Origin of the sequence: Niabella drilacis (assembly GCF_900101395.1) — a bacterium.
Taxonomy (GTDB): domain Bacteria; phylum Bacteroidota; class Bacteroidia; order Chitinophagales; family Chitinophagaceae; genus Niabella; species Niabella drilacis.
Map to the genome: position 1 here is coordinate 37,503 of NZ_FMZO01000023.1, position 25,814 is coordinate 63,316.

General features: G+C 47.9%; 13 protein-coding genes. 12 read left to right on the plus strand and 1 reads right to left on the minus strand.

The window, feature by feature from the left end:
- Positions 1–170: 170 nt before the first annotated feature.
- The 10 genes from BLS44_RS23845 to BLS44_RS23890 all read left to right on the plus strand — a co-directional run bounded on the left by BLS44_RS23845 (position 171) and on the right by BLS44_RS23890 (position 23,039).
- Entirely contained in the window at positions 171–2,537 is a 2,367-nt protein-coding gene (locus BLS44_RS23845) for an ABC transporter permease (RefSeq protein ID WP_090393176.1), read from the plus strand.
- Between the two features lie 86 nt (positions 2,538–2,623).
- The gene (locus tag BLS44_RS23850) at positions 2,624–5,041 is read left to right on the plus strand and encodes an ABC transporter permease (protein ID WP_090393179.1); all 2,418 of its coding nucleotides are present in this window, start codon (positions 2,624–2,626) and stop codon (positions 5,039–5,041) included.
- 84 nt (positions 5,042–5,125) lie between these two features.
- Positions 5,126–7,510 carry an ABC transporter permease gene (locus BLS44_RS23855; protein ID WP_245729388.1) on the plus strand — a complete coding sequence of 795 codons (2,385 nt, stop codon included), beginning with the start codon at positions 5,126–5,128 and terminating at the stop codon, positions 7,508–7,510.
- A gap of 162 nt (positions 7,511–7,672) precedes the next feature.
- Positions 7,673–10,054, plus strand: coding sequence for an ABC transporter permease (locus BLS44_RS23860; RefSeq protein WP_090393180.1), 2,382 nt, complete (start codon positions 7,673–7,675; stop codon positions 10,052–10,054).
- Positions 10,055–10,174: 120 nt separating this feature from the next.
- Positions 10,175–12,583, plus strand: a complete 2,409-nt coding sequence (locus BLS44_RS23865; RefSeq protein WP_090393182.1) for an ABC transporter permease — start codon at positions 10,175–10,177, stop codon at positions 12,581–12,583.
- Positions 12,584–13,068: 485 nt separating this feature from the next.
- Positions 13,069–15,450 (plus strand): ABC transporter permease, encoded by a 2,382-nt coding sequence (locus BLS44_RS23870; protein ID WP_090393183.1) that lies wholly within the window; start codon positions 13,069–13,071, stop codon positions 15,448–15,450.
- Between the two features lie 110 nt (positions 15,451–15,560).
- Positions 15,561–17,984, plus strand: coding sequence for an ABC transporter permease (locus tag BLS44_RS23875; protein WP_090393186.1), 2,424 nt, complete (start codon positions 15,561–15,563; stop codon positions 17,982–17,984).
- Between the two features lie 521 nt (positions 17,985–18,505).
- Positions 18,506–20,896 (plus strand): ABC transporter permease, encoded by a 2,391-nt coding sequence (locus tag BLS44_RS23880; protein WP_176954538.1) that lies wholly within the window; start codon positions 18,506–18,508, stop codon positions 20,894–20,896.
- Positions 20,897–20,974: 78 nt separating this feature from the next.
- On the plus strand, positions 20,975–21,643 hold the full coding sequence (locus BLS44_RS23885; protein ID WP_090393190.1) for an ABC transporter ATP-binding protein: 669 nt from the start codon (positions 20,975–20,977) through the stop codon (positions 21,641–21,643).
- Positions 21,644–21,728: 85 nt separating this feature from the next.
- Positions 21,729–23,039, plus strand: a complete 1,311-nt coding sequence (locus BLS44_RS23890) for a TolC family protein (RefSeq protein ID WP_090393192.1) — start codon at positions 21,729–21,731, stop codon at positions 23,037–23,039.
- Positions 23,040–23,704: 665 nt separating this feature from the next.
- Here BLS44_RS23890 and BLS44_RS23900 read toward each other — a convergent pair.
- Positions 23,705–24,463 (minus strand): M12 family metallo-peptidase, encoded by a 759-nt coding sequence (locus BLS44_RS23900; RefSeq protein WP_090393195.1) that lies wholly within the window; start codon positions 24,461–24,463, stop codon positions 23,705–23,707.
- A 132-nt stretch (positions 24,464–24,595) separates the two neighbouring features.
- Between BLS44_RS23900 and BLS44_RS23905 the strand changes: the two genes are divergently transcribed.
- On the plus strand, positions 24,596–24,835 hold the full coding sequence (locus BLS44_RS23905; protein WP_090389202.1) for a hypothetical protein: 240 nt from the start codon (positions 24,596–24,598) through the stop codon (positions 24,833–24,835).
- Positions 24,789–25,793 carry a hypothetical protein gene (locus tag BLS44_RS23910; protein WP_143019675.1) on the plus strand — a complete coding sequence of 335 codons (1,005 nt, stop codon included), beginning with the start codon at positions 24,789–24,791 and terminating at the stop codon, positions 25,791–25,793. The genes BLS44_RS23905 and BLS44_RS23910 overlap by 47 nt, the downstream gene beginning before the upstream one ends.
- The last annotated feature ends 21 nt before the right edge of the window (positions 25,794–25,814 follow it).

Genomic DNA, 25,814 nt, shown 5'->3' on the forward strand with positions numbered 1-25,814 from the left:
CTCATGGTTTGTAGTCAATGGTTTGACTGTTTACGATCTGAAGCTCCCGCGTTAGGAGGTATCCCGTTAACATCTCGCTAATGACATCTCACTAATAACATCTCACTAATAACATCTCACTAATAACATCTCACTAACAACATCTCACTGATAGCGCATAAATAAAAGCAATGATCAGAAATTATTTAAAAACAGCATGGCGGAATTTAATACGTAACCGGCTTTATGGTGGTTTAAATATTACCGGGCTTGGCATAGCAATGGCCGCCTGTTTTATTTTACTGCTGTATGTGTATCATGAGTTTTCCTACGACCGGCACAATGAAAAGCTGGATCGTATTTATCAGGTATATACCAATTTTAAGAATAATAATGAAATCACTACGGGGAAATCGACGCCTGTTGGTGTGGCGCGGGTTGCAAAGCAGGACTTTCCGCAAGTGGAGGAAGCTGCGGTTACCGCCGCTCAGGGGGAAAGATTGTTTGGTAGCGGGGACCGGGTCTTTCGATTGGAGACCCTGGCAGCGTCACTCTCATTTTTTAATATATTCTCTTTTTCATTTTTACAGGGTACCCCGTCTGCCTTATTAAAAGATCAGGCATCCGTAGTGCTTACCCGCTCATCTGCCGTGAAGCTCTTTGGCAGAATTGATGTTGTTGGAGAAACAATTCAGTATAATAAGGAGCACCCGTTACAGGTTGCTGCGGTCATTGATGATCTGCCCATCAATGCATCGGTCCGGTTTGACGCATTGATCCCCTGGAATACCTTTCTTGGAATGGAACAATGGGTAAAAGAGGAGGCCTGGTATAACTATAGCTTCAATAGCTATATATTAGCAAAAGAGCATACAGATGTGCGCGCCTTAAATAGCGCATTTGATAAAATGCTGCTTCGCATGGATCATAACAAGGATAATAACCTGTTCCTTTTCCCTTTTTCAAAAGCTTATTTATATGATGCCTTTAAAAACGGGATACAAGCAGGTGGCCGTATCGAATATGTGCGCCTGTTTTTGATCCTGGCTTTATGCATTTTAGTAACGGGCTGTATCAACTTTATGAATATGAGTACTGCCCGTTCTATAAAACGCGCGCGGGAGGTGGGGATCCGGAAGGCAATCGGAGCAAGGCGAAGCCTGCTGGTAACGCAGTTTATAAGCGAATCGGTTTTAATGGCTGTATTGAGTTTTATAATTGCTTTGACGCTGATGATGGTACTGCTGCCCCTGTTTAACAGACTCATGCATCTGCAGCTGGCATTACCTTACTACAATCTAAGAGCATGGGTACTGACAGGCGCCGTGGTACTGCTTACAGGGCTGTTTGCCGGTAGCTACCCTGCTTTTTTCCTTTCCTCGTTTAACCCGGTTAAGGTGTTGAAAGGAAGCTTAAACAGCAGGGGGAAGGCGTCTGTAAGACCAAGACAGGTGTTGGTGGTCATACAGTTTGCGTTTGCCATCTGCCTGATTCTTTCAAGTATGCTTATTTTTAAACAAGTACACTATGTAAAAAACCGCCCGCTCGGATATAATAACAAAGGGTTAATAGAACTGCTTCCTGAGGGCAACCTGGTAAAGGATTTTGAAATTTTCCGGAGGGAAGCGATCCGGTCCGGGGCCATTGTTGATGGTGCGATCTCGGGCGGAGGCATCAACAATTCCTTTGGCAATACTTTTGGCGTTGTATGGCCGGGCCAATTGGCCGGTGAAGATAAAACGATGATCAGCCAGATAGCTACGCGATACCATTTTGTATCAACAATGGGCTTGCAGCTTACAGTAGGGCGCGATTTTTCGGAAGCTTATCCGGCAGACTCCAGTGCGGTCATCCTGAATAAAGCCGCTGTGCAAATGATGCGATTGAAAGATCCCATAGGACAGAAGATCAAATGGCAGGGGCGCGATCGCGAAGTGGTTGGCGTGGTAAAAGATTTTAGTATTAACAATCCTTATGATCAGTCGAAACCGCTTATTATCGGCTACATGAAAGACTGGATCGGGAATATTACCCTGAGACTGAACCCGGCTTTACCAATAAATGAAAGTTTAAGCAGGCTGAGACTTTTGCAGAAGCAGCTTAACCCCGGGTATCCCTTTGATTTCAAATTTACCGATGCCATTTTTGCAGATAAATTTCAATCGGAACAAAAATTGGGTACGCTGGCAATGCTTTTTACCGTGTTGTCTGTGATCATCTCCTGCCTGGGCCTGTTTGGATTGGTGGCATTTTCGGCTGAGCAGCGCCGCAAAGAAATTGGTATTCGAAAAGTACTGGGCGCGAGTGTCGGCAATGTCTGGCTTAATCTTTCCAAAGAATTTGTGCTGTTGGTGCTTATTTCGTTTGTTATTGGAGCAACTGTCAGCGCATATATGATGAAGGGCTGGCTGCTCGGGTATGAGTACCATACCAGTGTGAATGCCATGGTATTCCTTATTACGCTGCTGCTCGCATTAGCGATCTGCTTATTTACGGTAAGTTTTCAGGCCATCAGAGCTGCAGTGGCTAACCCGGCGGTGGCATTACGGAGTGAGTAAAGAGGGCTGGTGTAAAAGTGGTCTGTGGCAGAAGGCCTTTTGTCCCGGATCCCTGGTATTTGATTCAGAATGTTTAAATAGAAATAATGTTCAAAAATTATCTGAAAACCGCCTGGCGGAATATAGTACAGAGGAAAACTTTTGCTTTTATTAATATTACCGGGCTGGCCATCGGTATGGCGGCGGCACTGCTCCTTTTTATCGTGGTCCGGTATGAGCTGAGCTATGACCGGGCGCAGCCCGGCTATAACCGGATCTATCGCGTAGTAACCCAGGATAAATTTTCCGACGGGGTTACCTATAACCCGGGTGTTCCGGTACCGGCCCTGGAGTATTTGCGCGCCCGGTTTCCCGATCTTTCTTTTGGCGCTATAAATGCTACTTATCAGAGTGCCGTTAATGTGCCGGATGAAAAAGGTAACGAAACGGCTTTTGTGGAAAATACCGGTATCTTCTTCTGTGAGCCCCAGTTTTTTAACCTGTTCCAGACCCGGTGGATCAGTGGCAACGCGTCTGTACTGGATGCGCCCAATACCGTGGTTTTGAGCAGTACGGTGGCAAAAAAGTATTTTAAAACAGCGGCGAACAGCCTCGGCAAAACACTGAAACTGGATCATAACATCCTTTTAAAAGTGGCGGGTATTATTGATGATCCCCCCGGCAATACAGATTTTCCGTTGCAGGTGCTGATCTCTATGAAGACCATCAAACACGCGCCTGGTCAGTATTATTACAATGAAAACTGCTGGGGATGTGTATCCAGTAATTTCCAGGTATATACCAAACTGCCGCCGGGCATTTCCGAGGAAACGATAAACCGGCAGCTGGCACAGTTCAGCAAGGAGCAATACCGCAAGGAGAACGGGGGCGGAGGTTCCACAAAGATCAATACCCTGCAGCCGCTTTCAGACCTGCATTTTAACCTCCGGTATGAGACGCTGGGCGACCATCGCACCTCCCGCACCACCCTGGTTACCCTGTCGCTGATCGCTGTATTTATTTTGCTGATGGCCGGGATCAATTTTGTAAACCTTGCTACTGTGCAGGGGATCACCAGGTCAAGAGAAATGGGTGTTCGGAAAGTGTTAGGGGGTAACAGGAGCCAGATCTTCTGGCAGATGATGGGAGAAACGGCATTGCTGGTATTGGTTGCAGTGATTGTAGCATTTTTACTGGCCTGGGTAGCATTGCCGCATATAAAACATATAGCTTCTATACAGGAAACGCTCACATTGCTGAATGCCGCCAACCTTGGATTATTGTTCGCCATCGGGCTGTTGGTAGCCTTCCTGGCGGGGCTTTATCCTGCGCTTATTCTTTCCGGCTTCCGGCCGGCTGCGGTCTTTAACCAGAAAGTGATCACCCTCAGATCCGGTGGCGTTTCAGTGCGGAAGGTACTGGTCGTATTCCAGTTTGCTATTACACAGGTATTAATGGTGGGTACCATCGTAGCGGTAACCCAAATGGATTTTATCCGCAAGGCAGACCTGGGCTTTAATAAAGATGCCATCCTGCTGTTAAACGGCAGTACGGATAGCGTGAGCCTGGCCCGGCAGGAGGCTTTTGCGGGCGCGCTAAAGAAAGTGCCGGGCGTGCAGCAGTTCTCTTTCCAGTCGGATGCGCCCACCTCTGATAATAATTCCTCTACCAATTTTGCTTTTGATCATCGCCCCGATGCCTCCTTCCAGGTATACCTGAAGTTTGCAGATACCGGGTATCTGAACACCTACAGGATGTCTTTACTGGCGGGGACCAACTATGCCGCCAGCGATACTATCAGGGCGGGATTGATCAATGAAACGCTGGCAGGGATGCTGGGTATAAAAAATATGAAAGATGCGGTGGGCAAAACCATTAAAGTGGGAAGCGGCGGCTGGAGCGTGATCACCGGTGTGGTAAAGGATTTTAAGGCCAATTCATTAAAACAGGAAGTGAAGCCTATGTTTATTGCTACGCAAAAGAGATTGTACGGGCAGCTGGGTATTAAACTGCATGCTTCCAATCTGAATGCCGCAAAGGACCGGGTGGAAGAGGTCTGGAAACGGTATTACCCGGAATACGCGTATAATGCCGTTTTCCTGGACGATAATATCGAACGGTTCTACCAGCAGGATACGCAACTGTCGCTGCTGTATAAGATCTTTTCCGGCCTGGCAATCCTGATCGCCTGTTTGGGGCTTTATGGACTGGTGTCTTTTATGGTGGTGCAAAAAACAAAAGAAGTGGGTATCCGTAAGGTACTGGGAGCATCCGCTGCCAGCCTGGTGCTGCTGCTTTCAAAGGAGTTTTTTATATTGATCGGGATCTCCTTTTTACTGGCGGTTCCTGCAGCATGGTATATGATGCACAACTGGCTGGAGAATTTTGTATACCGGATCCCGCTGCATGCCGGGTTCTTTATTGCCGGGGTGGGCATGGCGTTGATCATTGCCTTCCTGTCGGTGGCTTATAAAGCCGTCCGGGCAGCAATGGCAGATCCGGTAAAGAGCCTGAGAACGGAATAGGCGGTCAGCCTGCAGCTGCCAGCTTGCCAGATGCCGGTTGCCGGGTTCTCAATTTTCAATTGTCGATTCTCAAATCTCAAAACAATGATGTTCAACAATTATTTTAAAACGGCATGGAGAAGTTTAGGGAAGAATAAGGCCTTCTCCGTATTGAATATCCTGGGCTTATCCGTAGGTATGGCAGCAACCTGCCTGATCCTGCTGTGGGTACAGCAGGAGCTTTCCTTCGACAGGGAGTATGCGAATACCGACCGGCTTTACCAGGTGTATAACCGGGATGTGGATAACGGGGCGCCTTATACATATGCCGCTACGCCCAACCCGATGGGACCTGCTTTAAAGGCAGGTTACCCCGAAATTGAAGACGTGACCCGGGTATCCGGTGAGCAGTTCCTGATCGCCAATCAGGAACGCCAGTTTAAACCGGAGGGGCTGTTTGTGGATGAAGGGTTTGTTTCGATGTTTGGATTTCCGGTAATGACAGGCGACAGAAGGGGCTTGCTGAGGAACCCCGGTGATATTTTTATTACCCGGTCCCTGGCCAGGAAGCTTTATGGAAGCGATGATGCAGTAGGAAAACTGCTTACGTTGAACGATTCCAATACCCTGCGGGTTGCAGCGGTATTAGAGAATGCACCGGCCGGTACAAGGTTCCGGTTCGAGTTCCTGCTGCCCTGGGCTTATTATGATAAACTTTATGGGGTCCGTACCAGCTGGACGGGCAACAACGTAAGGACCTACGTACTATTAAGAAAGAATGCCGACCCCGCCGCTGCGGATCGTAAAATAAAAAATATTACAGCGGAACATACGACAGGGGAAAGCACAACCAAAAAACTTACGCAGTTCCTGCATCCTGCACAGCGCTGGCATTTGTATAGCAAAAGCGAAAATGGTGCACTGACAGACGGGGCGATCGGGAAAGTACGCATTTTTATGGCTGTTGCCCTGCTGATGATAATTATTGCCTGTATCAATTTTGTGAACTTAAGCACCGCAAGAACAGCGCACAAAGCCCGGGAAGTGGGGGTGCGGAAGGTAGCCGGCGCCCGCAGGTCGGGCCTGGTATTACAGTTCTTAAGCGAAAGTATATGCTTATCCCTGCTTTCGGGAGTACTTGCCATTGCCGGTTTACTGCTGGCGCTCCCGGCCTTCAACGGGCTGATAGAGTCCCGGCTGCAATTACATTTTACCGACTTCCGGCTCTGGCTGTTTTTTGGCGGTATTATTTTACTAACGGGTGTGGGTGCCGGCCTTTACCCCGCACTTTATCTTTCTTCTTTTGTACCTGTAAAAGTATTAAAAGGTGCAGGAACAACCGGGAAGGGGCGGATTGGCATCCGGAAAATACTGGTGGTTACCCAGTTCGCATTTGCCATTGCGCTGATCACCTGTACATTGATCATAAAAAAACAAATGAAGTATGCGCAGCAGCGGGAGACGGGGTATAATAAAGAGTTGCTGCTGTTTTCTCCCATTGAAGGAATGGCAAAAAAAAATTATGCTTTAATTAAACAGGCCTTGCTGAAGAGCGGCGCCGTTACTACTGTAGCCGGGTCGCAGAACCCGGTTACCGGTTTCCTGCCCAACTACTATGGGTTTCATTGGGAAGGCAGTACAGAGCGCGATGAAAATACCAGTTTTTACCTGTTTAATGCAGACGAGGCATTTACAAAAACCTTTGGCACAAAAATTATCGCCGGCCGCGACATGGATATAGAGCGGTTCCCCACGGATAGTACGGCTGTGCTCTTAAATGAAGAGGCGGTTAAGTTACTGCATTTAAAGGACCCGGTAGGCAAGAGAATATGGAGGGGCGCAGGCGACCTGGATCTGCACATTGTTGGCGTGGTAAAAAATTACATCAGCGGCTCTCCGTATGGTAATATACAGCCCATGATGATCCTTGGGGCAAATCCTGCTTTGGGGGTGGCCACTCTTCATTATAAACTGGATCCGGCCAATCCTGTTCAGGAAAACATTGCCCGCATCGCCGCCATTTTTAAGCGGTACAACCCCGGCTATCCTTTTGAATATCGTTTTGCAGACCAGGATTATGCTGAACAGTTTGCAGGGGAACAAAACCTTAGCCGGCTAATAGGGCTGTTTGCTGCATTAAGTATCTTTATTGCCTGCCTGGGATTGTTTGGCCTGGCCGCCTATATGGCCGAAACCCGTTACAAAGAGATCGGTATCCGGAAAGTGCTGGGGGCATCGGTTCCCGGGATCCTGTTATTATTGACCAAAGATTTTATAAGGCCAATTGTTACTGCTTTGCTGGTTGCCGCTCCTGTTGCCTGGTGGATTATGAACCGGTGGCTGCAGGAATACAGCTACCGGACGGCGATCGGCTGGACCGTATTTTTGGCGGCAGGATCGGTGGTGCTTTGTGTAGCATTGATCACTATTGTTTCGCAAACCATCCGTGCCGCATTATCCAATCCGTCAAAAGCGTTGCGGAGCGAGTAAAGGAAAAACGGGCAGGATATTGGATAATGCGTAATGATAAAATAGCTCATAACAGCAGCTGTTAAAAGGGAACCTGGGGCAGGAACATAGAAAGTGCCGGTTCGAAGAAAAGATATCCCGGTTGTATGCCGGTACTTAAATCTGACAGCTTAAAATGTAACAATGCTCAAAAATTATTTTGCCGTTGCCTGGAGAAATCTGCAAAGGAATAAACTTTATTCCTTTGTGAATATATCCGGTCTGGCTATAGGAATATCGGTTGCGATGCTGATCAGCTTTTGGGTTTGGGATGAGCTGCATTTTGATGCATACCATGCAAACCATCAGCGGCTGGCACAGCTGATGCGCACGTATCGCAGCAATGATGGAACACTGGTAACAGAACAGGCTTCCTGTATACCGGTTGCCGATGCCCTGCGCAATAAATTTGGAAGCAACTTCAGCAATGTTGCCGCTGCCTCCTGGAATTTTGGTCATGTGCTTGCCGCAGGGGATAAAAAGATAGCAGCCAAAGGGCTCTGGACAGAAGCCGCATTCCCTGTTATGTTCTCATTTAAAATGCGCAGTGGCAGGATCGGTGCATTGGACGACCCCTCCGCTGTGTTACTCAGTGCTTCCCTTGCGCAGCGCTTGTTTGGGAGCAGCGACCCCATCGGGAAAACGATCCGCTTCGATAATAAGAATGATTTCAGGGTAGCGGGGGTATATGAAGACCTGCCGCCGAATACCACTTTTTATGAAACAAAATTATTGTTGCCCTGGAAAAAATACATCACTACGGAGGAGTGGCTCCGCAAGGCAGTTGCAGACTGGGATGAGCAGTCCTTCCAGGTATTTGCAGCACTGGCAGAAGGTGCCGATGTGGAAACGGTTTCCGGCAAAATAGAAAACGTAGTGATGACGCATAAACGCGTGAAACAGGAGTGGGAGCAGGCACAATTGTTTCCAATGGATCGCTGGCACCTGTACGGCGAATTTAAAGGCGGGAGATCGGTGGGCGGTGGCATCCGGTTTGTATATCTTTTTTCGGTGATCGGGGTTTTTGTCCTGTTGCTGGCCGGTATCAATTTTGTGAATCTTTCAACCGCCCGCAGTACGCAGCGGGCAAAAGAAGTAGGCATCCGCAAAACGGTCGGGTCTGGCAGAGGCCGGCTCATCTGGCAATTTCTGACGGAATCGGTGCTGACGACCTTCCTTTCCTTCCTGCTGGCGGTGCTGCTGGTGCTTTTAGCCATGCCTTTGTTTAATGAGTTATCCGGCAAGCAGCTGCTGTTTCCCTGGCATTCCCTGGCGTTCTGGTGCGCTGCGCTGGGTTTTATGATCCTCACCGGGTTCCTCTCCGGTATCTACCCGGCATTTTATCTTTCAGGATTCATACCGGTAAAGGTATTAAAGGGAACCTTCCGTGCAGGGAAAACAGCCGGTTCCCCCCGTAAAGTGCTTGTAGTACTCCAGTTCTCGTTTTCAATAGCGCTGGTTATTGGCAGTGTGATCGTGTTTAAACAGATCCGGTATGCAAAGGACCGGCCGGTAAATTACCGGAAGGAGGGACTGATCACCGTACAGATGAATACCCCGGATCTTTATGGGCATTATGATGCATTGAGGAATGAGCTGCTGGCCACGGGAACCGTAACAAATATGGCAGAATCCTCCAGCCCCACGATCGATGTTTTCAGCTCCAGCAGCAGGTTCGAATGGCGCGGAAAGGATCCGGCTGGGTCGCCTGTTTTTGGAATCATTGGTGTGACAACCGATTTTGGAAATACCATTGGCTGGGAGATAAAGAAAGGGCGCGACTTTTCGGGGGCGTTTTCTACTGATACCGCTGCTGTTATCCTTAATGAGGCGGCTGCGATGCAGATGGGCGCGGCCGGGGCTGTTGGCGGGGAGATCAGGCATAATGGTAAAGCCTATACAGTGATCGGGGTTGTTAAAGATATGGTGATGACTTCGCCATATGCCCCCCCGGTGCCTACCGTCTTTTTAAATGACCCCGAATGGGCAAATGTTGTGACCATTGCAATAAAAAAAGGCGTGTCCTTACAGTATGCACTGGATAAAATAGAACAGGTCTTTAAAAAATACAACCCGGATGCGCCTTTTGATTTTGCGTTTAATGACGAGATCTATGCCCGTAAATTTGCCGGCGAACAACGCATTGGCCGGTTATCGGTCCTGTTTACGGCCCTTGCGATATTTATTTCCTGCCTGGGTATATTGGGCCTGGCTTCATTTGTGGCGGAACAACGCAAAAAAGAGATCAGCCTGCGCAAAGTACTGGGAGCAGGTGTATATCAGCTCTGGCGGCTGCTTTCGGTGGAGTTTTTGCTGCTGGTGCTCATCGCCTGTTTTGTAGCGATCCCTTTGGCCTGGTATTACCTGCATCAGTGGCTGCAGCAGTATGCCTACCGGACTGAGTTGTCTTTTGGCGTCTTTCTTTTATCCGGGGCCGGGGCTTTGGTGCTGACACTGTTGACCGTGAGTATCCAGGCTTTAAAAGCGGCCCTGATGAATCCGGTGAAAGCCCTGCGATCGGAATAGGAATGGGGAATGAAAGGAGGCAATAGCATACGGCAGCGTATGCCCGAAACCGGATATTAAACAACAAACCCGGAACACCGGTCAGGAACGGCAGGTAGGAATTCTCAAATCCTGGATACGATGATAAAGAACTACTTAAAAATTGCATGGCGGAATATTACAAGGCGCAGGTTGCTTTCAGTTGTAAGCATACTGAGTCTTGCGATGGGGTTTTGTTTTGCCCTGGTAGTGGGTGTTTATATCTTTCAGCAGAGGAGCGTAAATCAACAGTTTAAAAATATAAATAACCAGTATATTATTAAAAGTAGCTGGAAGACGAAGGGCGGGAGTGCCGAGGTTACCGGCCGTGCACCGTTTGCCAAGGCATTGAAAGAAGAATACCCGGGTCTTGTAGAGCACTATTACCGGTTTAATCCGGTGGCCAATGTGGTTGCTGCAGGGGACCGTTTTTTTAAGGAAAACATAGCGATCGGTGATACCAATTTTGTTTCCATGTATGGATTGCCTGTTTTGTTTGGGAATGCTAACCACGCATTTGACAATATGGATGCTGCCGTTATTACAGAAACGATGGCAAAAAAACTGTTTGACCATGCGGATGCTATTGGAAAAATCATTTCTGTACAAACCGTAACAGAAGGTCTGAAGCAGGACTACCGGGTGTCTGCTGTTTTAAAAGATCAGCCTTATAATTCTGTATTTAACCAGGGGTATCCCGAGGGGTACAACGTTTTTATTCCCGGTGAGGGGTGCCGGTATTATCCCGATGGAGATCCGCTGCTGAGCTGGAATAATAATTCCTGTGTAACGATGGTGGAGTTAAGAAACGGCGTGGCCCCCGGGGATCTTGCACGGCCCTCCCGGCAGGTACTCGCCAGGCATGCCCCGGAGTTTTTTCAGAAAAACCTTACGGTGGTCTATGCCCCGGTGAAGGATTTTTACCTTACGGATAACAACAACGCTGTTATAAAAATGATCGCTACGTACAGCATTATTGCGGTGTTTGTATTATTAATGGCGGTTTTTAATTTCATAAACATCCGCGTGGCCACAGCAACTTCCCGTATAAAAGAAGTAGGATTAAGAAAAGTGTTTGGAAGCGGGAAGGGAGAGCTGGTTCTGCAATTTCTTGTGGAGGCATGGTTGTTGACTGCGGTAAGCGGATTTATCGCGCTGGTCTTTTATCAGGCTGCATGCCCCTGGTTTTCCCGGGTATTGGGAGTAAATCTCCTGTTCCTGAATGGACTTGATGGAAAAATACTGGCAGCTTTTGTTTTGCTGGTGGTGTTGGTCGGGTTTCTTGCAGGTATCTATCCCGCTTTTTCGCTTAGCCGTTCGCAGATCGTGACATCCGTAAAAGGTAAGACAGAAACGATGGAGCGGGGCCGGGTTTTGCGCCGGGTGGTACTGACCCTACAGTTTTCGATGGCCATCCTGGTATTTATTGGTGCTGCTGTAGTGGCCAAACAGGTGCGTTTTATCTTTAACCGTGATGCGGGTTATAATAAGGATCAATTACTGGTGGTTACGGCGTTTCCGAAGCGTTGGGATAAAACCGGCGTGCAAAAAATGGAAAGCATCAAACAGGAACTATTGAAACTGCCTGGTGTAAAGAGCGCTACTTTAAGCTTTGATCTTCCTGACAGGGTGCCTGTTAACAGTTCCGTTGAGTTGTTGCCTGTAAGAGGACAACGGCCCCCGGTTTCAGTTCCTTCTTTTATCAGCGACGAAGACTACGGCAAAACGTTTGAACTGCACATGCGGGCAGGGAGTTTCCTCAATGATAAAAAACCGTTTGTGCCCGGGCAGATTGTTTTAAATGAAACGGCCGCCCGTTTATTGGAGCTTCCAATAGATAATGCGGTGGGTAAACGGTTAAGATCCTCAGAAGGGGAGGTTTTTACAGTGGCTGGTATTGTAAAGGATTATAACATGGCAAACATGCGGGAGGCCATTACACCACTGGTGATATTTCATGTGAATGACATGCCGGGATACCGGTTGCTGATCATTAAACTGGATCATGCAACAGGGGAATCCGTGAAACGGGTCAGGGACCGGTGGCGCCAGTTATCGCCCAATGCCCCGTTTGATTATACTTTTATGGACGAAAAGTTTGCTGCACTGTACCAGTCGGAGTTGCAGTTAAAAAAAGCAACCTTTGCAGCTACCGTATTTTGCCTTCTGATAGTGTTTGCGGGTATATTCAGTGTTGTATCTGTAGCGCTTAGTAAACGCGAAAAAGAAGTTGCGATCCGGAAGGTCTTAGGTGCTCAGCTGATCCATATTTTTATGCTTTTTATGAAAGAATATATCGGGTTGCTGATCATTGCCAACCTGGTATCCTGGCCGCTGGCTTATTATTTTATAACGCAATGGCTGGCTGGATATGTATACCGGATACCGCAAAGTATTGAGATCTATTTAGGGGTTGCTGCTATCGTTATGTTGCTGGTGGCCCTTCTTATTATTACAAGGACTTTGGAGACGGCCATTGCCGGCCCCGCAAAAAAATTAAAAGCGGAGTAGGGAACAGGGGCAAGGCATATAAACCACCAGGCCGGCGTATTGATGTTTTTAGTGCTTTGGGTATATCAAACGCCATATAAGCTTACCCGTTCGTTACCGCGGGTAGTTACCCGGAAAGCTGTATCAAAACCGGACAACCCTTGTTTTAAAAGCGCACAGCGCAAGAGCTGCAATTATTCGTAATTTGCCTGTTTTTCAATAAGATAGGTTTGTGGCATTAAGGTTGGGCCGTTACCGGTAAATTAGGGGCAGGCGCAGATCTTCTGAAAAAAAGAAGTGATGATCAAACAATATTGGAACATAAGTGAATGCGCTCATCAGTACGGAACAGGTGACCGCGTATTTTGCCCGCCGATTAGGGGTGGCGGGTGCTTGCAACGGAAATGTTAAAGGGCCCGGTCAATAATGAATAGTCGATAATCAATAGTATAAATCTGGATACGGATGTCTGATGCCTGACATCTGTTAGCTCAAATCTAAATGCAATGCTCAAAAGTTATTTCAAAACCGCATTCAGGAATTTTTATCGCAATGGTGCCTATTCTGTTATTAATGTCCTGGGACTGGCCATTGGCGTGGCCAGTTTTGTTTTGGTATTGCTGTACCTTAACTATGAGCTTAGTTACGATAAATGGTCGCCCGGGTTAAAATCTGTGTACCGTGTTTCTATGGACAAGGATGGCGAGATCGAGACGAATACACCGGCGCCTCTTGCCGCGCTGCTGATGAACAATGACCCCAATATTGAGGCGGCCACCATGGTTCAGAATTCGGGTGATTTTGAAGTATTGCTGACGGCCGGTGATAAAAAGATTTACCAGAAAAACCTGATGTATGCAGACTCCCTTTTTTTAAGAGTGTTGCCTTATAAGATCGTGGAGGGAAATGCGGCAAATGCGATGGCGGCGCCCAATACGATCCTGATCAGCGAAGAAGTGGCGCGTAAACTTTTTGGAAGTACGGATGCCATGGGCAAGACGATAACCCTGTATGGGCGGGCCCTCATGGTCAATGCTGTTTTTGCTAAACCGGATGGCCCTTCTGTTTATAATACGGAAGCGATTGTGCGTATAGCAGACAATAATATTCATTGGGAAAACTTTTCGTACCAGACCCTGTTGAAGATGAAGCAGCCGGTTGCCCCGGATCTGCTCGACCGGTCCCTGAACCGGGTCTTCTATAACGAGCGGATAAAAAAGGACAGTACTTCGCTGGCGGAATACCAGGCTAAAAGCAGCCGCACGCTGTTGTTCTCTGAAAGGCTTTCGGCCATTCATAACTTTCCCGTTAAGGGCGCCTCCAATTTTAAAACGGTTTCTACCCTTATGGTGCTTGCCACGCTCCTGCTGATCATCGGGGCCATTAATTTCAGCAATCTTTCCATTGCTGCTTCTGTCAGGCGCGCCAGGGAAGTAGGGGTCCGGAAAGTGCTGGGGTCGGGGCGCTGGCAAATTGTGAAACAATTCCTGGGTGAATTTACATTGCAGTGTTTGATCGCATTCGGAACCGGCCTGTTATTGCTATGGCCGGTATTGTCCTATTTTAAAGCAGCATTCGGGATCGGGTTTGACCTTTTAAAAGCTACGGACGGTGCTGTGTTGGGGCTTCAGCTTCTGGCCTGTTTTTTATTGGTGGTACTTATTTCAGGATTGTACCCCTCCTTTTTTCTTTCCAGGTTCAGCACATCAAAGATATTAAAAGGCCATTACTCGGAGGGCGCGGGAGGAAACGGTTTTAGAAATGTGCTGATCGTGCTCCAGTTTGTATTTTCCGCCTTTTTTGTGATCGCTTCGCTGGGAATAAAAAAACAGATGGACTTTATGCAGTCGAAAGATAAAGGGTTTTCCGGCAGCCAGGTAATGCGCATACAGGTATTGCAGAAAACAGGTGAAGAAGGTTTTGAAAATGTAAGGAACCGGTTGCTGTCCGTTCCCGGCGTGGAATACGTGGCAAAGACAACCAATATGCCGGGAGCCCCGTTTTTAGATACGATGTCCCTTGGGTTTAAATTTGAAGGAAAGGAGGTACGGCTGGGCGTGGTAAAAATAAGTTCCGATTTTTTTGATGCGTTACAGATACCCCTGGTTACCGGCAGAAAGTTTGATGAGCGGCCGGACGACCAGCATACCAGGAATATTATTTTAAATGAAACGGCAGCCCGGAAATTAGGCGCCGGGAATGTTATCGGGAAGTTGATTTATTTTCCTTATGAAGACAGCCTGCCGGCGCGGATCGTGGGCGTGATAAAAGATTATAATGTGAGCGACTATGCAAATGCGGTGGTGCCGCTCACTTATTCCATTAACAACGAGATAGGTCCTTACCGGTGGGGCGGGGGACTGGTACTGAAGCTGAAGGGAAACGACCTGCGGTCCACCATCAGGGCTGTTGAGCAGGAGTGGAAAAGTATTGAGCCCGAAAATCCGATCCGTTATTCTTTTATTGACGATGATTTTCAAAAATTGTTTCAAACCTATATACGTACACAAAACGTGATTTTATTCTTTACGATCGTGGCAGTGGTCATCGCCTTGGTTGGTCTTTTTGCACTGATCTCTTTTGTAGCTAAAAGCCGTGCAAAGGAAATAAGCATCCGGAAGGTTTTAGGAGCATCCGCTGCGCGGATCTCGGTCATGTTAAGCCTGGGCTTCCTGAAGCTGGTGTTGATCGGTACCATTGTAGCCATTCCGGTTGGCTGGCTGGCCATCAGCAAATGGCTGGAGACCTTTGTTTATAAAGCATCGGTAGGCTGGGAGCTGTTTTTGGGTGCGGCGCTGATCCTGGTGATGGTTTCATTGATCGTGCTAGCCATCCAAACGCTCCGCGCGGCTGCATCAGATCCTGTTCGGGCACTGCGATCGGAGTAGCCTGGTTGATGATCAAAAGCAGACGGGAAAAATCGTTCATAATACCGGCAGGACGATCAGGACGAAAGAGGGCGCCTGTGAAGGCAGCTCTCCTAATTTAAACGTTACATATGTTCAGGATTTACTTAAAAACCTTAATGCGCGCCCTTAGGAAGAATAAGCTGGCAACCGTCATTAATGGAGTTGGCTTAACGGTGGCTTTTGCCTGCGCCATTCTGCTGATGCTCCGGGTGTACCATGAATTTTCATTTGATAGCGTTTACCCGGCAGCGGAACGGACCTATAAAGTATATCGTTCGGGCAACGCACCCCAGGGCGAAACACGGCGGGCGAGGTTCCCGCTTCCTGTTACAGAAGCGATAAAAAAAGAGTATGCAGGGGTAGAAAAAGCAGCATTGATAAGTGATGGCGCGGGGACGGGGATCCGGTATCAGGATAAGACCGTAAACCAGGAAATAAAGCTGGTAGACGCCGATTTCCTGGATGTTTTTTCCTTCCCCGTACTCAGGGGCAACCGGCAGAGCGCGCTGACCACCACCAATAATGTGGTGCTGACCCGGCGGGCCGCACAAAGCGTTTTTGGTATTGAGGACCCGGTAGGGAAGCCGGTTGAGGTGCATATAAACGGGAAATGGATCAGGCTCATTGTTGCAGCGGTACTGGCAGATCTTCCGCAAAACACGTCGATACGGTTTGATGTGCTGGCAAGAACCGAATTGCAACCAGGTTATGCGGAGGCGAAAGACAGATGGGACCAGACGAGCAGTGATTTGTATATAAAATTGAAGGCTTCTGTAACGAAGGAGGATTTTGAAAGGGCGGCCCGGTCGCTGGTGCAAAAATATTATGCAGAAGACCTGCGGTTTATGAAAAAGGAGGGTTATAAGCCCTACCCTGATGGCGATTATATGCGGCTGCATTTGTTGCCGGTAAGCGAACTGCATTTTGATCTGCAGGTGGGGGCGGGCGATGCACTGAATAAGTCCTTCCTGTATGTATTATTACTGGTGTCCTGTTGTATCCTGCTGATTGCCGGGTTTAATTTTGTAAACCTGAACATCGGGGTTTCTTTTACGCGTACCAAAGAGATCGGTATCCGTAAATGCCTGGGTGCACAAAAAAAACAGGTATGGCTGCAGGTCTGGAGCGAGAGCCTGTTCATCATCAGCTTGTCTGCGCTGATGGGCACCGGCCTGGCCCTGCTGCTGATCCCTCCATTTAACCAGCTTTTTGGCGCTTCCGTAAACGGGGCATTGCTGCGTCAGCCGGTTGTTATTATTGTGCTCGTATTGCTGGTATTATTGATGGCATTCCTTGCCTCCGGGTATCCTTCTGCTATAATGGCCCGGTTAAAGGTAACCGAGGTTTTAAAAGGAAAGCTGCATCTGAAAAAGAACAGTGTGCTGAGAAATGCGCTCATCGTACTGCAATTTGTAATGGCTGTAATACTGATTTGCGCTACCCTGGTCATTTACCGCCAATTTCAGTACTTACGTAAAGCGCCCTTGGGCTATGATACCGATGCATTGATCTCAATACCGGTCAATCAGACAGAGGCCGATAAGAACACGGTATCGAAGATGCGGATGCTCCTGGCTTCACAGCCTTCCGTGCTCAGTGTTTCCGGTTCGTCAATAAATTTAGGGATCGGAGCCGATGGCGGTACCAATAAGTGGACGCAGGGCTTTGAGTATAACGGGCGCTCTTTACGGACCAATATACTGCTGGCAGATTATGATATCATCAAAACACTGGGCATTACGCTAAGGGAGGGCCGTGACTTTTTGAGCCAATATGCTTCAGATACTGCCAATAATGTCATTATTACCCAAAGCATGCTGGCGCAGCTGGGCATTAAAGACCCGGTTGGGCGATCGATTATTGCCGACAGCTCTGAAAGGCCCTGGACCGTGATCGGTGTTATTCCTGATTTCCAGTTGTATTCCATGTATAACAAGAATGAACCACTTACCATAAAGATGGACCCGGAGGAACCGGTGAGCTACCTGCTGGTAAGGGTCATAACGAAGAACCCCTCTGCAACAATGGATATGATCCGGGATGCTTATCGGAAAATAGATCCGCGTTCTGATTTTAACGGCTCATATGTTACGGAAAATGTGTACCGGTGGTATGCTTCTGAAGAACGGTTGGCAAAAATGTTTACCGCTGCTGCGGGCGTTGCCATACTCCTGTCCTGTATGGGGCTGTTTGGAATGGCTTTTATTGTGGTAGGACAGCGTACCAAAGAGATCGGTGTACGTAAAGTACTGGGGGCTTCGGTTGGCAATATTGCAACCCTGGTCAGCAAAGAATTCATTAAACCTGTTGGTATCGCCATCCTGATTGCATTACCAATTGCTTTATGGGTGTTGAACAAGTGGCTGCAGCATTTTACCTACCGGGTATCCCTTACCTGGTGGGTATTTGCAGCGGCGGGATTGCTGGCGGTACTGATCGCCGTTATTACGGTAAGTGTACAGGCCGTAAGGGCGGCGATCGTGAACCCGGTGAAAAGCCTGAGAACGGAATGAGTGAGGTAGCGGTATTTTTACCATCCGGCGATCTGTGCATGGACTTATCCATTCATTGTCGGGAATCTTTCCGCAGGAAGCCCGGTTTGGCAGCAATGACGGGAGAGGCGCAGGATATCGCCGGCGCATTCCGGTGGCCCCTCACTTTTTAAAGATGAAGCGTAGCCGGCTGCGGCGTTTAATCAGTATGCCGTGTTCTCCGGCCCGGTTGTATAGGCGACCCGATCTATACCTGGGAAGGAAGGGGGAACTTTTAAAGCATACCTGAAACGATATTACGGAAAGGGAGCCGGGCGTTGGAGGGAGATAATAAGCGTCTGTGAAACTGTATCAAAACCGGACAGTGCCTGTTTTGAAAACGCACAGCGCATTACCCGTTTTTATGGTTAATGCATTTGTTGTCAGCTGGTTGTGTTCGTGGCATCAAGATTGGGAATGGGGTAATAGTAATCGTGCATATAAAGTGATCAGTATGAATGCAGGGCCGGATGCTAATGGCGGATAGCCGAAAACTGGAGAAGATGCTCAAGAATTATTTAATAACAGCCTGGCGGAGTATTTTGAGGCGCAAAGTATTTTCCCTTATCAATATTACAGGGCTTGCTGTAGGTATTGCAGCAGGGATGCTTATTATTTTGTACGTAAAACATGAGCGTGATTTTGATCTCTTTCATAGAAATGCGGACCGGATATTTTCGATGGGGATCAGAATGGGGGCTGATGGCGATTCGCTGTTTGTTTCCCGGCTCCGTTATACTGACGCTCCGGTTGTAACAGAAAGAGAGCCCTCTGTAGCAGGCTTTTTAAGGATACGAAAGGGGATGGAGCATGTTATGATTCAGGACCCCGCTCATCCATCCGTTAAATTTTCAGAGCCGGGTTTCGCTTTTGCCGATAGCAACTTTTTTGATTTTTTCTCTTTCAACCTGTTACAGGGGAACAGCCGGGAGGTATTACAGAACCCTTTGTCGGTGGTCGTATCTGAAGCTACAGCGTTAAAATATTTTGGTACTACCGATGTGATGGGCAGGGTACTGCGGTACAATAATGCCTATGATCTTCTGATTACCGGCGTTGCGGAAAATGCGCCTTCCAACTCCAGCATCCGGTACGATTTTGTAGCTTCTTTATCCAGCATGTCGGCCATGCCGGAACTCAGGCAGCTTGCGGAAAAGGGCAGGTTTGACTTTCTGACGTTTTTTACGGGACGGGACGATCGTGCCATGCCGAAAGTGGAGCGCTCGCTGGCGCAGCTGCGAAAAGAAAGAGACGGCGAAGCGGATGGAAGATTTGTAGGAATACCGATGCAAAATTTCCGGGCAGAGTCGGGGAGTGACGTGAATACCGTGAAATATTTGAAAATTTTTCCTTTTGTAGCGGCGCTTATACTGCTTCTGGCAATGATCAATTACGTAAGTCTGGCCACTGCCCGGGCGGTCCTGCGTGTGAAGGAGGTAGGTATAAGAAAGGTGATGGGCGCGGGGCGAAGCAACCTGGCGCTTCAATTCTTTACCGAATCGTTTTTATGTATAGGAATGGCTTTTGTTCTGGGGTATGTCCTGTGTGCTGTGTTGCAAACCTGGCTGTTTGGGGTTTTGAAAATAAATATCGATTCTTCGTTCATCCGGAAACCCGGCATGCTTGCCCGTTTTGGGGTTTTATTTGTTGTGCTTACCCTGCTCACCTCCGTATACCCCTCATTGTTGCTATCTTCGTTTAAGCCTGCAGCTTTGCTTTATGGCCGGATCATAAATGGGGGCAATGCCGGGGTACGCCGTTTTTTTACAATATTTCAGTTTGCGGTTGCGGTACTGTTTGTTCTTTGCGGTATCATTATACAGCAGCAGATCCGTTATATAAAAACTGCCGATACCGGAATAGACCGGGATCATGTGGTGACGATCCCTTTTGGAAAAGATCTTTCCCGGCATTCACTGGCTTTTAAGCACGAAGTGAATTCCCTTGGCAGTATTCAAAAAGCCGCCATTGCCTTACGCCCCTTATTCGGAGGCTATGATATGACAGGGGTTACGCCGCCGGGAACTGAAAAAATAACCATGATGCCGATGCTGGAAGTGGATCAGGATTTTATTTCCATTTTAGGATTGCAATGGAAATTGCCTCCCGCCGATCCGTTGTTTTATAAGACCCGGCAAAATGTACTCTTAAATGAAGCGGCGGTTGCGCAGCTAAGCCCTGGGAAAGCTCCGCTTAGTCAAAAGATAGCTCCTTTTGTTGTATCCGGTGTTTTAAAGGACTTTAACTGGAAATCGCTGCAATATGCTATTCAGCCCCTGATTATAGCTGTAGTGTCGGATGCAGACAGCAATGCGATGTGGCGGGGCGATCGTTCGGTGTGGACGGGCAGCAACGGATGCCTGTTCGTAAAGATACGGGCAGGCGCCAATACGGCCCTGGTACTGAACCAGGTAAAAAAACTGTATCAGAAGTATGAGCAGGACGTTCCTTTTGAATATCATTTTATGGATGAAGCGTACGATGCTATGTACAGGGCAGAAGAGCGACTGGCCATTATATTATCGGGGTTTGCAACATTGGCTATTGTAATTGCCGGCCTGGGTTTGCTGGGACTTATTACTTTTTTTGCGGCACAGCGGGTCAAAGAGATCGGTATCCGGAAGGTGCTCGGTGCTTCTGCCGCCAATATTGTTACTTTGCTGTCGGTAGACTTTGTAAAGCTGGTGGCCCTGGCAATCCTGATAGCATCGCCCCTTGCATGGTACAGCATGCATCGGTGGCTAAGGAATTTTGCATATCATACCGAAATACGATGGTGGATATTTGTGCTGGTAGGCATGGGGGCCATTTTGATAGCGCTGTTTACGATCGCTGCTCAAACCTTCCGGGCTGCACGGGCCAACCCGGCAAAATCGTTGCGGAGTGAAGGGTAAGCAATGGTCAATAGTTAATAGCTGATGGCTGATCGCTGACAGCTGATTTCTTAAATCTTAAATCAGAAATTGTAGCATATGTTATTATCATTAAAAGGAATTTACAAATGGGTGAATACGGGCATTAACAGGACGTTTTTATTGAAGGATATTAACCTGGATATAGACGAGGGGGAATTTGTATCGGTGATGGGGCCCTCCGGCTCCGGGAAATCAACCCTGCTGAATGTAATGGGTATGCTGGACGATTTTGATGAGGGAGCGTATCATTTTATGGGGGATGCGGTACAAAACCTAAAGGAAAAGCAGCGGGCCGCCCTGTACAAGCAGTATATCGGGTTTGTGTTCCAGGCGTATCATTTGATTGATGAATTGACCGTTTATGAAAATATAGAAACACCATTGCTGTACAAGGGAGTTAAAACTTCCGAGCGCAAAGCCATGGTGGCCGATATGCTGGACCGGTTCCAGATCGTGGGAAAAAAGGACCTGTTTCCTACACAATTGTCAGGAGGGCAGCAGCAGCTGGTGGGTATTGCAAGAGCACTGATCGGGAATCCCAAACTGCTGCTGGCCGATGAGCCTACGGGCAACCTGAACTCCCGGCAGGGAGAAGAAATCATGGAATTATTCAGACAGCTCAACCAGGAGGGGGTTACGATAATACAGGTAACGCACTCGGAAAAAAATGCGGAATATGGTTCCCGGATCATTCACCTGCTGGACGGGCACGTGGAGCGGAGGTAGGCAATGGTCAATAGGGCTGACAGCTCAGCGCTCACATCAGTGATCTCTCCGGAATTCTCAAATCTGAAATCTCGAATCTCAATCCATGAAATTTTTCTTTATCATTCTTGTTTCTCTCGTTGCCCCGCAGGCTATCTTTGCGCAGCAGGGCCATTATTCATTGGAGCAGTGCATCGAAGCGGCGCTTAAAGATAACCTGCAGGTAACCCAGCGTGCGAACCAGGCGGGGCGTGACGCGATTGCGAAACGGCAGGCCCGGCTTGATATGTTGCCCAGCCTGAATGCTTCGGCCGGTCATGGCTGGTATTTTGGCAGGAGCATCGATAATACAACCAATGCATTTGTTGATAATAATATTTATTCGGGGGATTATAATCTTTCCGGTGGTGTTACGCTCTTTAGGGGAATGAATTTGCAGCATACTGCCCGGCAGGCCGTTATGACAGCCGAGGCTTCCAACATGAGCTGGCAGCAGCAGAAGGATAATATTACGCTAAATGTGATCCTGGCCTATCTTCAGATGATGAGCGCCCAGGATATGCTTTCGCAAACAAATGACCAGGCGATACTTTCGGACCGGCAGGTGAAAAGGTTGAAAGATATGGATGCAAAAGGAGCCATTGCCCCTTCGGATCTTTTTGATATGCAGGGGCAGTATGCCAGCGACCAGGCTACGATCATCAATGCCCGGCGGGATGTGGAAACTGCCAGGATCACTATCTGTACATTGATGAATATACCGTATGACAGCAGTATGGTTTTTGAAAGAATAGCTGTTACAGATATCCTTGAGCGGAATACGGCAAATACCGCAGAAGCGTACCAGGCGGCGCTGAAACATTTTGCCCAGGTAAGAGCAGCGGAATTTTCGGTGAAGAGCGCGGTATATGGGTTGAAGGCGGCCCGGTCAAAATTGTTCCCAACCCTGAACTTTGGTTATGGGATGAACAGCCGTTATGCGCAATCCTCTTCTGCAGACCTGACCGAGCAACTGAAGAATAATAACAGTAAAAGCCTGGGCTTTACCTTATCGGTACCTATTTTTAATAATCTGCAGACACAGAATAATATAAAGATAGCGCGGCTGAACCTGAAAGAAGCGGAGCAGAATAACCAGGCAGTGAAAACACAGTTACAACAGAATATTGAAGGAGCGGCGATCAACATGAATGCGGCGTTTGACCGGTATCAGAAATTACAGGAGCGGGTTAATGCCCTGCAGCAGTCTTACCGGGCGGCAGAAGCGCGTTTTAATGTGGGACAGTGGAACTCGGTGGAATACCTTACCGTTAAAAATAGCCTCGATCGGGCTAATATTGACCTGATCGGCGGAAAATATGAATACCTGCTCCGGGTAAAAATATATAACTATTACCAGGGGATTACGGGAGAATAGCCATCTGCTTTCAGCGGTCAGTCTTCAGCATTTGAAGATTAGAAGCCCGAAGCTTCGTAGGTGCATCAAGGTAAGGGGCAAAACCCTGGATGGGGTTATGCCCGGGTAGCCGGCGGTTTATTTTCGATTGGTTTGCATTGAACCCCTGCCGGGGTTCAATCAGGGTCCTGGTGATTAACCCCGGGTTTGACGCGCGGTGAATCCAATACAACCCCTTAGGGGTTTATCATGGCCGCAGCTCCGGGAGAAACAGCGGTTGGGTGGTCAATGATATATTATGGAAACCATACCAATCCTATGGTACCCATAATCCCCTACGGGCCCCAATTGCCTTTGCGCGTATGCGATGGCTATCGGGGGTGGGACTGAAAATTTTATGGTAAGTATAAGACCGGATTCAATGGTAAACTATAAGGTTCAACAGCTCAACGCTCAATCGGTTTCATACCCCTGATCAGCTGGTGATACGGATGGTTAATAATTCCTATGTCAGTTGGATGTTTGGTTCCGGGTTAGGGCCGTTTATATGCTCCATCAACTTTCTTTGGTTCAATGTTAGATCCGTCTCATGCCTGGTGTTCCCCGTCCTGTTCCGAAGCTTCGGGATCAGGGTTTGGGGCCATATTTTCAAATGTGACTGAACGCCGATAGTTGAAAACTGACCGCTACTTCCCGCCATTGGCCTTCAGATCTGCCAGGCAACCGGCATCCAGGGCTGGTGGGTTGGTGCGCGACAGGAAGCCGAATACATCCGTAGTTTCGGATGCGTAAAACATCAGGCATTGGTTATCCTTACAATGATTGCCGTGCGACGCATCTTTATGAGCCGATTGCATGGGTGATCCAAGATCAACCAGCCCCAGCAGATGCCCTACTTCATGTTCCAGCACGGTTGCCTCCAGTTTGGTGCGACTTACCTGGCCAAAGCTCCCGGAATTTTCATGGATCTTTTTCCCCATCAATGCTGCAGATGTATTGCGGTAGGCTATACCGAGGGTGCCGGCATCGGTATAGTCGCTGTTACTGTAAAGAATATAGAGGCTGAGCCGGGTATTGTTGTTAAACGCCGTACGGTTCCTGTTCTCAAGTTCCCGGATCTGGCTGAGGGAAAGGGTCGTGCTTCCCGGATCTTCTATGGCCCGGGTTGTGATGGTAATGCCGCCGGGTTTGTTGGTCCGGCTGGCCAGGAATTGCTGAAGCTGGTCCAGTGCGGCAGGGTCGGGGGCATAGCCGGATATATATTGTACTTCTACCAAAAGAGAGCTGAACGTATTACTGTTCAGGAGGTCCTTTGCTGCAGCCCCAACCGGTCTATTGTAGCTTGCGGCATCCCTGCTGTTTGCAAAGGGAAGATCTTTTTTGGAACAGGTCGATGTTGCAAATGCCACCGTGATCCAGCCAATCGCTGTAAGGAATCGTTTCATGCAGGGGATTAAAATTGATCTTCAAAAATATTGATTTATTGTCACAGTGCAGAGTGGGGTGTATGACAAATCTACCGAATCCGGGAAAGAGTTGATAATTTAGGGGTATTGAATAATTTAACTCCTATAGCTATGTCCAAAGAATCTAAAGAAGAATTAAAATCAGCGATCTTAAAATCCCTGGAAACAGAAATTGACACCTGGTTGGAACAAGAAGGTCAAATCACCGATGGATACGATTACGAGACAAAATTTTTAGAGGTAGTCCGTCGGATGAATCGGATTTTGTTGGAGAAGTCGATGGGTAAACTTCCGGGAAGTCACAATGAAAAAAAAACTTCAAACCACTTTAGGGAAGATAGAAGTAGCTAAAACGCATCCATTATGCCAGGGGACGATGCATTTTGGGGTGAGTGCAAAATTGCAGGAGTTGGTTTGCTTATTGTCCCAACAATGTGTTTTTCAGGAAGTTGAGGATTTATTATCGGCACTGTTGGGCTTAAAATTTAGCGCTAAACAGGCCCAGCGTATAAGTGAACACTATGGAGCCCGGCTCGAAGACATTGAGCAGGATTGTTCAGAAAAGCAGGTATTAAAGTTTAAATCTGCTCAGGAGCCGGTATATGTAATGTTTGATGGGAGTATGATTCAGACCCGTCAGAACGATTGGATGGAGATAAAGGTGGGACGGGCATTTACACAGAGCGCCTGTATCAGCATACAACGGGATCGCAATGCTATTATCCATTCTGATTATTTGTGTCATTTGGGCAGCAGCAAAAGTTTTCTACAAAAATGGGAACGACATATTGAGCCTTATGAGAAAAAGATTTTCATAGCTGATGGTGCGAAGTGGATCTGGAATTATGTGGAAGATGCCTACAGCCAAAGTGTTCAGATACTGGATTTCTTTCACGCGATAGAGAAACTGGCCAACTATGCCTTGCTTCGTTATCAGGATGACGAATACCGCAAGCAGTGGCTTGATGTACAAAAGCTGCGGTTGTTGAATAATGAGGTAGCTGATATCATCAAAGAGCTGAAAAAGCTGAATGTTCATGCCCCCCAGACCCGGCAGGCTTTAGATGACGTACTCCGCTACTATAAAAGTAATGAGGCGCGCATGCAGTACAAAACCTATTTGGATCAAGGATACCTAATTGGATCCGGGGCGATGGAAGCAGCACATAGAAACGTCGTGCAGCAAAGACTAAAGCTTTCCGGACAACGGTGGTCCGTCTCCGGCGCACAGCAAATCGCCAATCTCAGAGCCTATAAAAAAAGTGAGCGATGGAATATCCTGGTCGAGTTGGTCAAAAATGCAGCATAGGGAGATTTGTCATACACCCGC

What these genes read in the sequence shown, in the direction of transcription:
- BLS44_RS23845 (WP_090393176.1), top strand. Translation starts at nt 171, where the DNA reads ATGATCAGAAATTATTTAAAAACAGCATGGCGGAATTTAATACGTAAC.
- BLS44_RS23850 (WP_090393179.1), top strand. Translation starts at nt 2,624, where the DNA reads ATGTTCAAAAATTATCTGAAAACCGCCTGGCGGAATATAGTACAGAGG.
- BLS44_RS23855 (WP_245729388.1), top strand. Translation starts at nt 5,126, where the DNA reads ATGATGTTCAACAATTATTTTAAAACGGCATGGAGAAGTTTAGGGAAG.
- BLS44_RS23860 (WP_090393180.1), top strand. Translation starts at nt 7,673, where the DNA reads ATGCTCAAAAATTATTTTGCCGTTGCCTGGAGAAATCTGCAAAGGAAT.
- BLS44_RS23865 (WP_090393182.1), top strand. Translation starts at nt 10,175, where the DNA reads ATGATAAAGAACTACTTAAAAATTGCATGGCGGAATATTACAAGGCGC.
- BLS44_RS23870 (WP_090393183.1), top strand. Translation starts at nt 13,069, where the DNA reads ATGCTCAAAAGTTATTTCAAAACCGCATTCAGGAATTTTTATCGCAAT.
- BLS44_RS23875 (WP_090393186.1), top strand. Translation starts at nt 15,561, where the DNA reads ATGTTCAGGATTTACTTAAAAACCTTAATGCGCGCCCTTAGGAAGAAT.
- BLS44_RS23880 (WP_176954538.1), top strand. Translation starts at nt 18,506, where the DNA reads ATGCTCAAGAATTATTTAATAACAGCCTGGCGGAGTATTTTGAGGCGC.
- BLS44_RS23885 (WP_090393190.1), top strand. Translation starts at nt 20,975, where the DNA reads ATGTTATTATCATTAAAAGGAATTTACAAATGGGTGAATACGGGCATT.
- BLS44_RS23890 (WP_090393192.1), top strand. Translation starts at nt 21,729, where the DNA reads ATGAAATTTTTCTTTATCATTCTTGTTTCTCTCGTTGCCCCGCAGGCT.
- BLS44_RS23900 (WP_090393195.1), bottom strand. Translation starts at nt 24,463, where the DNA reads ATGAAACGATTCCTTACAGCGATTGGCTGGATCACGGTGGCATTTGCA.
- BLS44_RS23905 (WP_090389202.1), top strand. Translation starts at nt 24,596, where the DNA reads ATGTCCAAAGAATCTAAAGAAGAATTAAAATCAGCGATCTTAAAATCC.
- BLS44_RS23910 (WP_143019675.1), top strand. Translation starts at nt 24,789, where the DNA reads ATGAAAAAAAAACTTCAAACCACTTTAGGGAAGATAGAAGTAGCTAAA.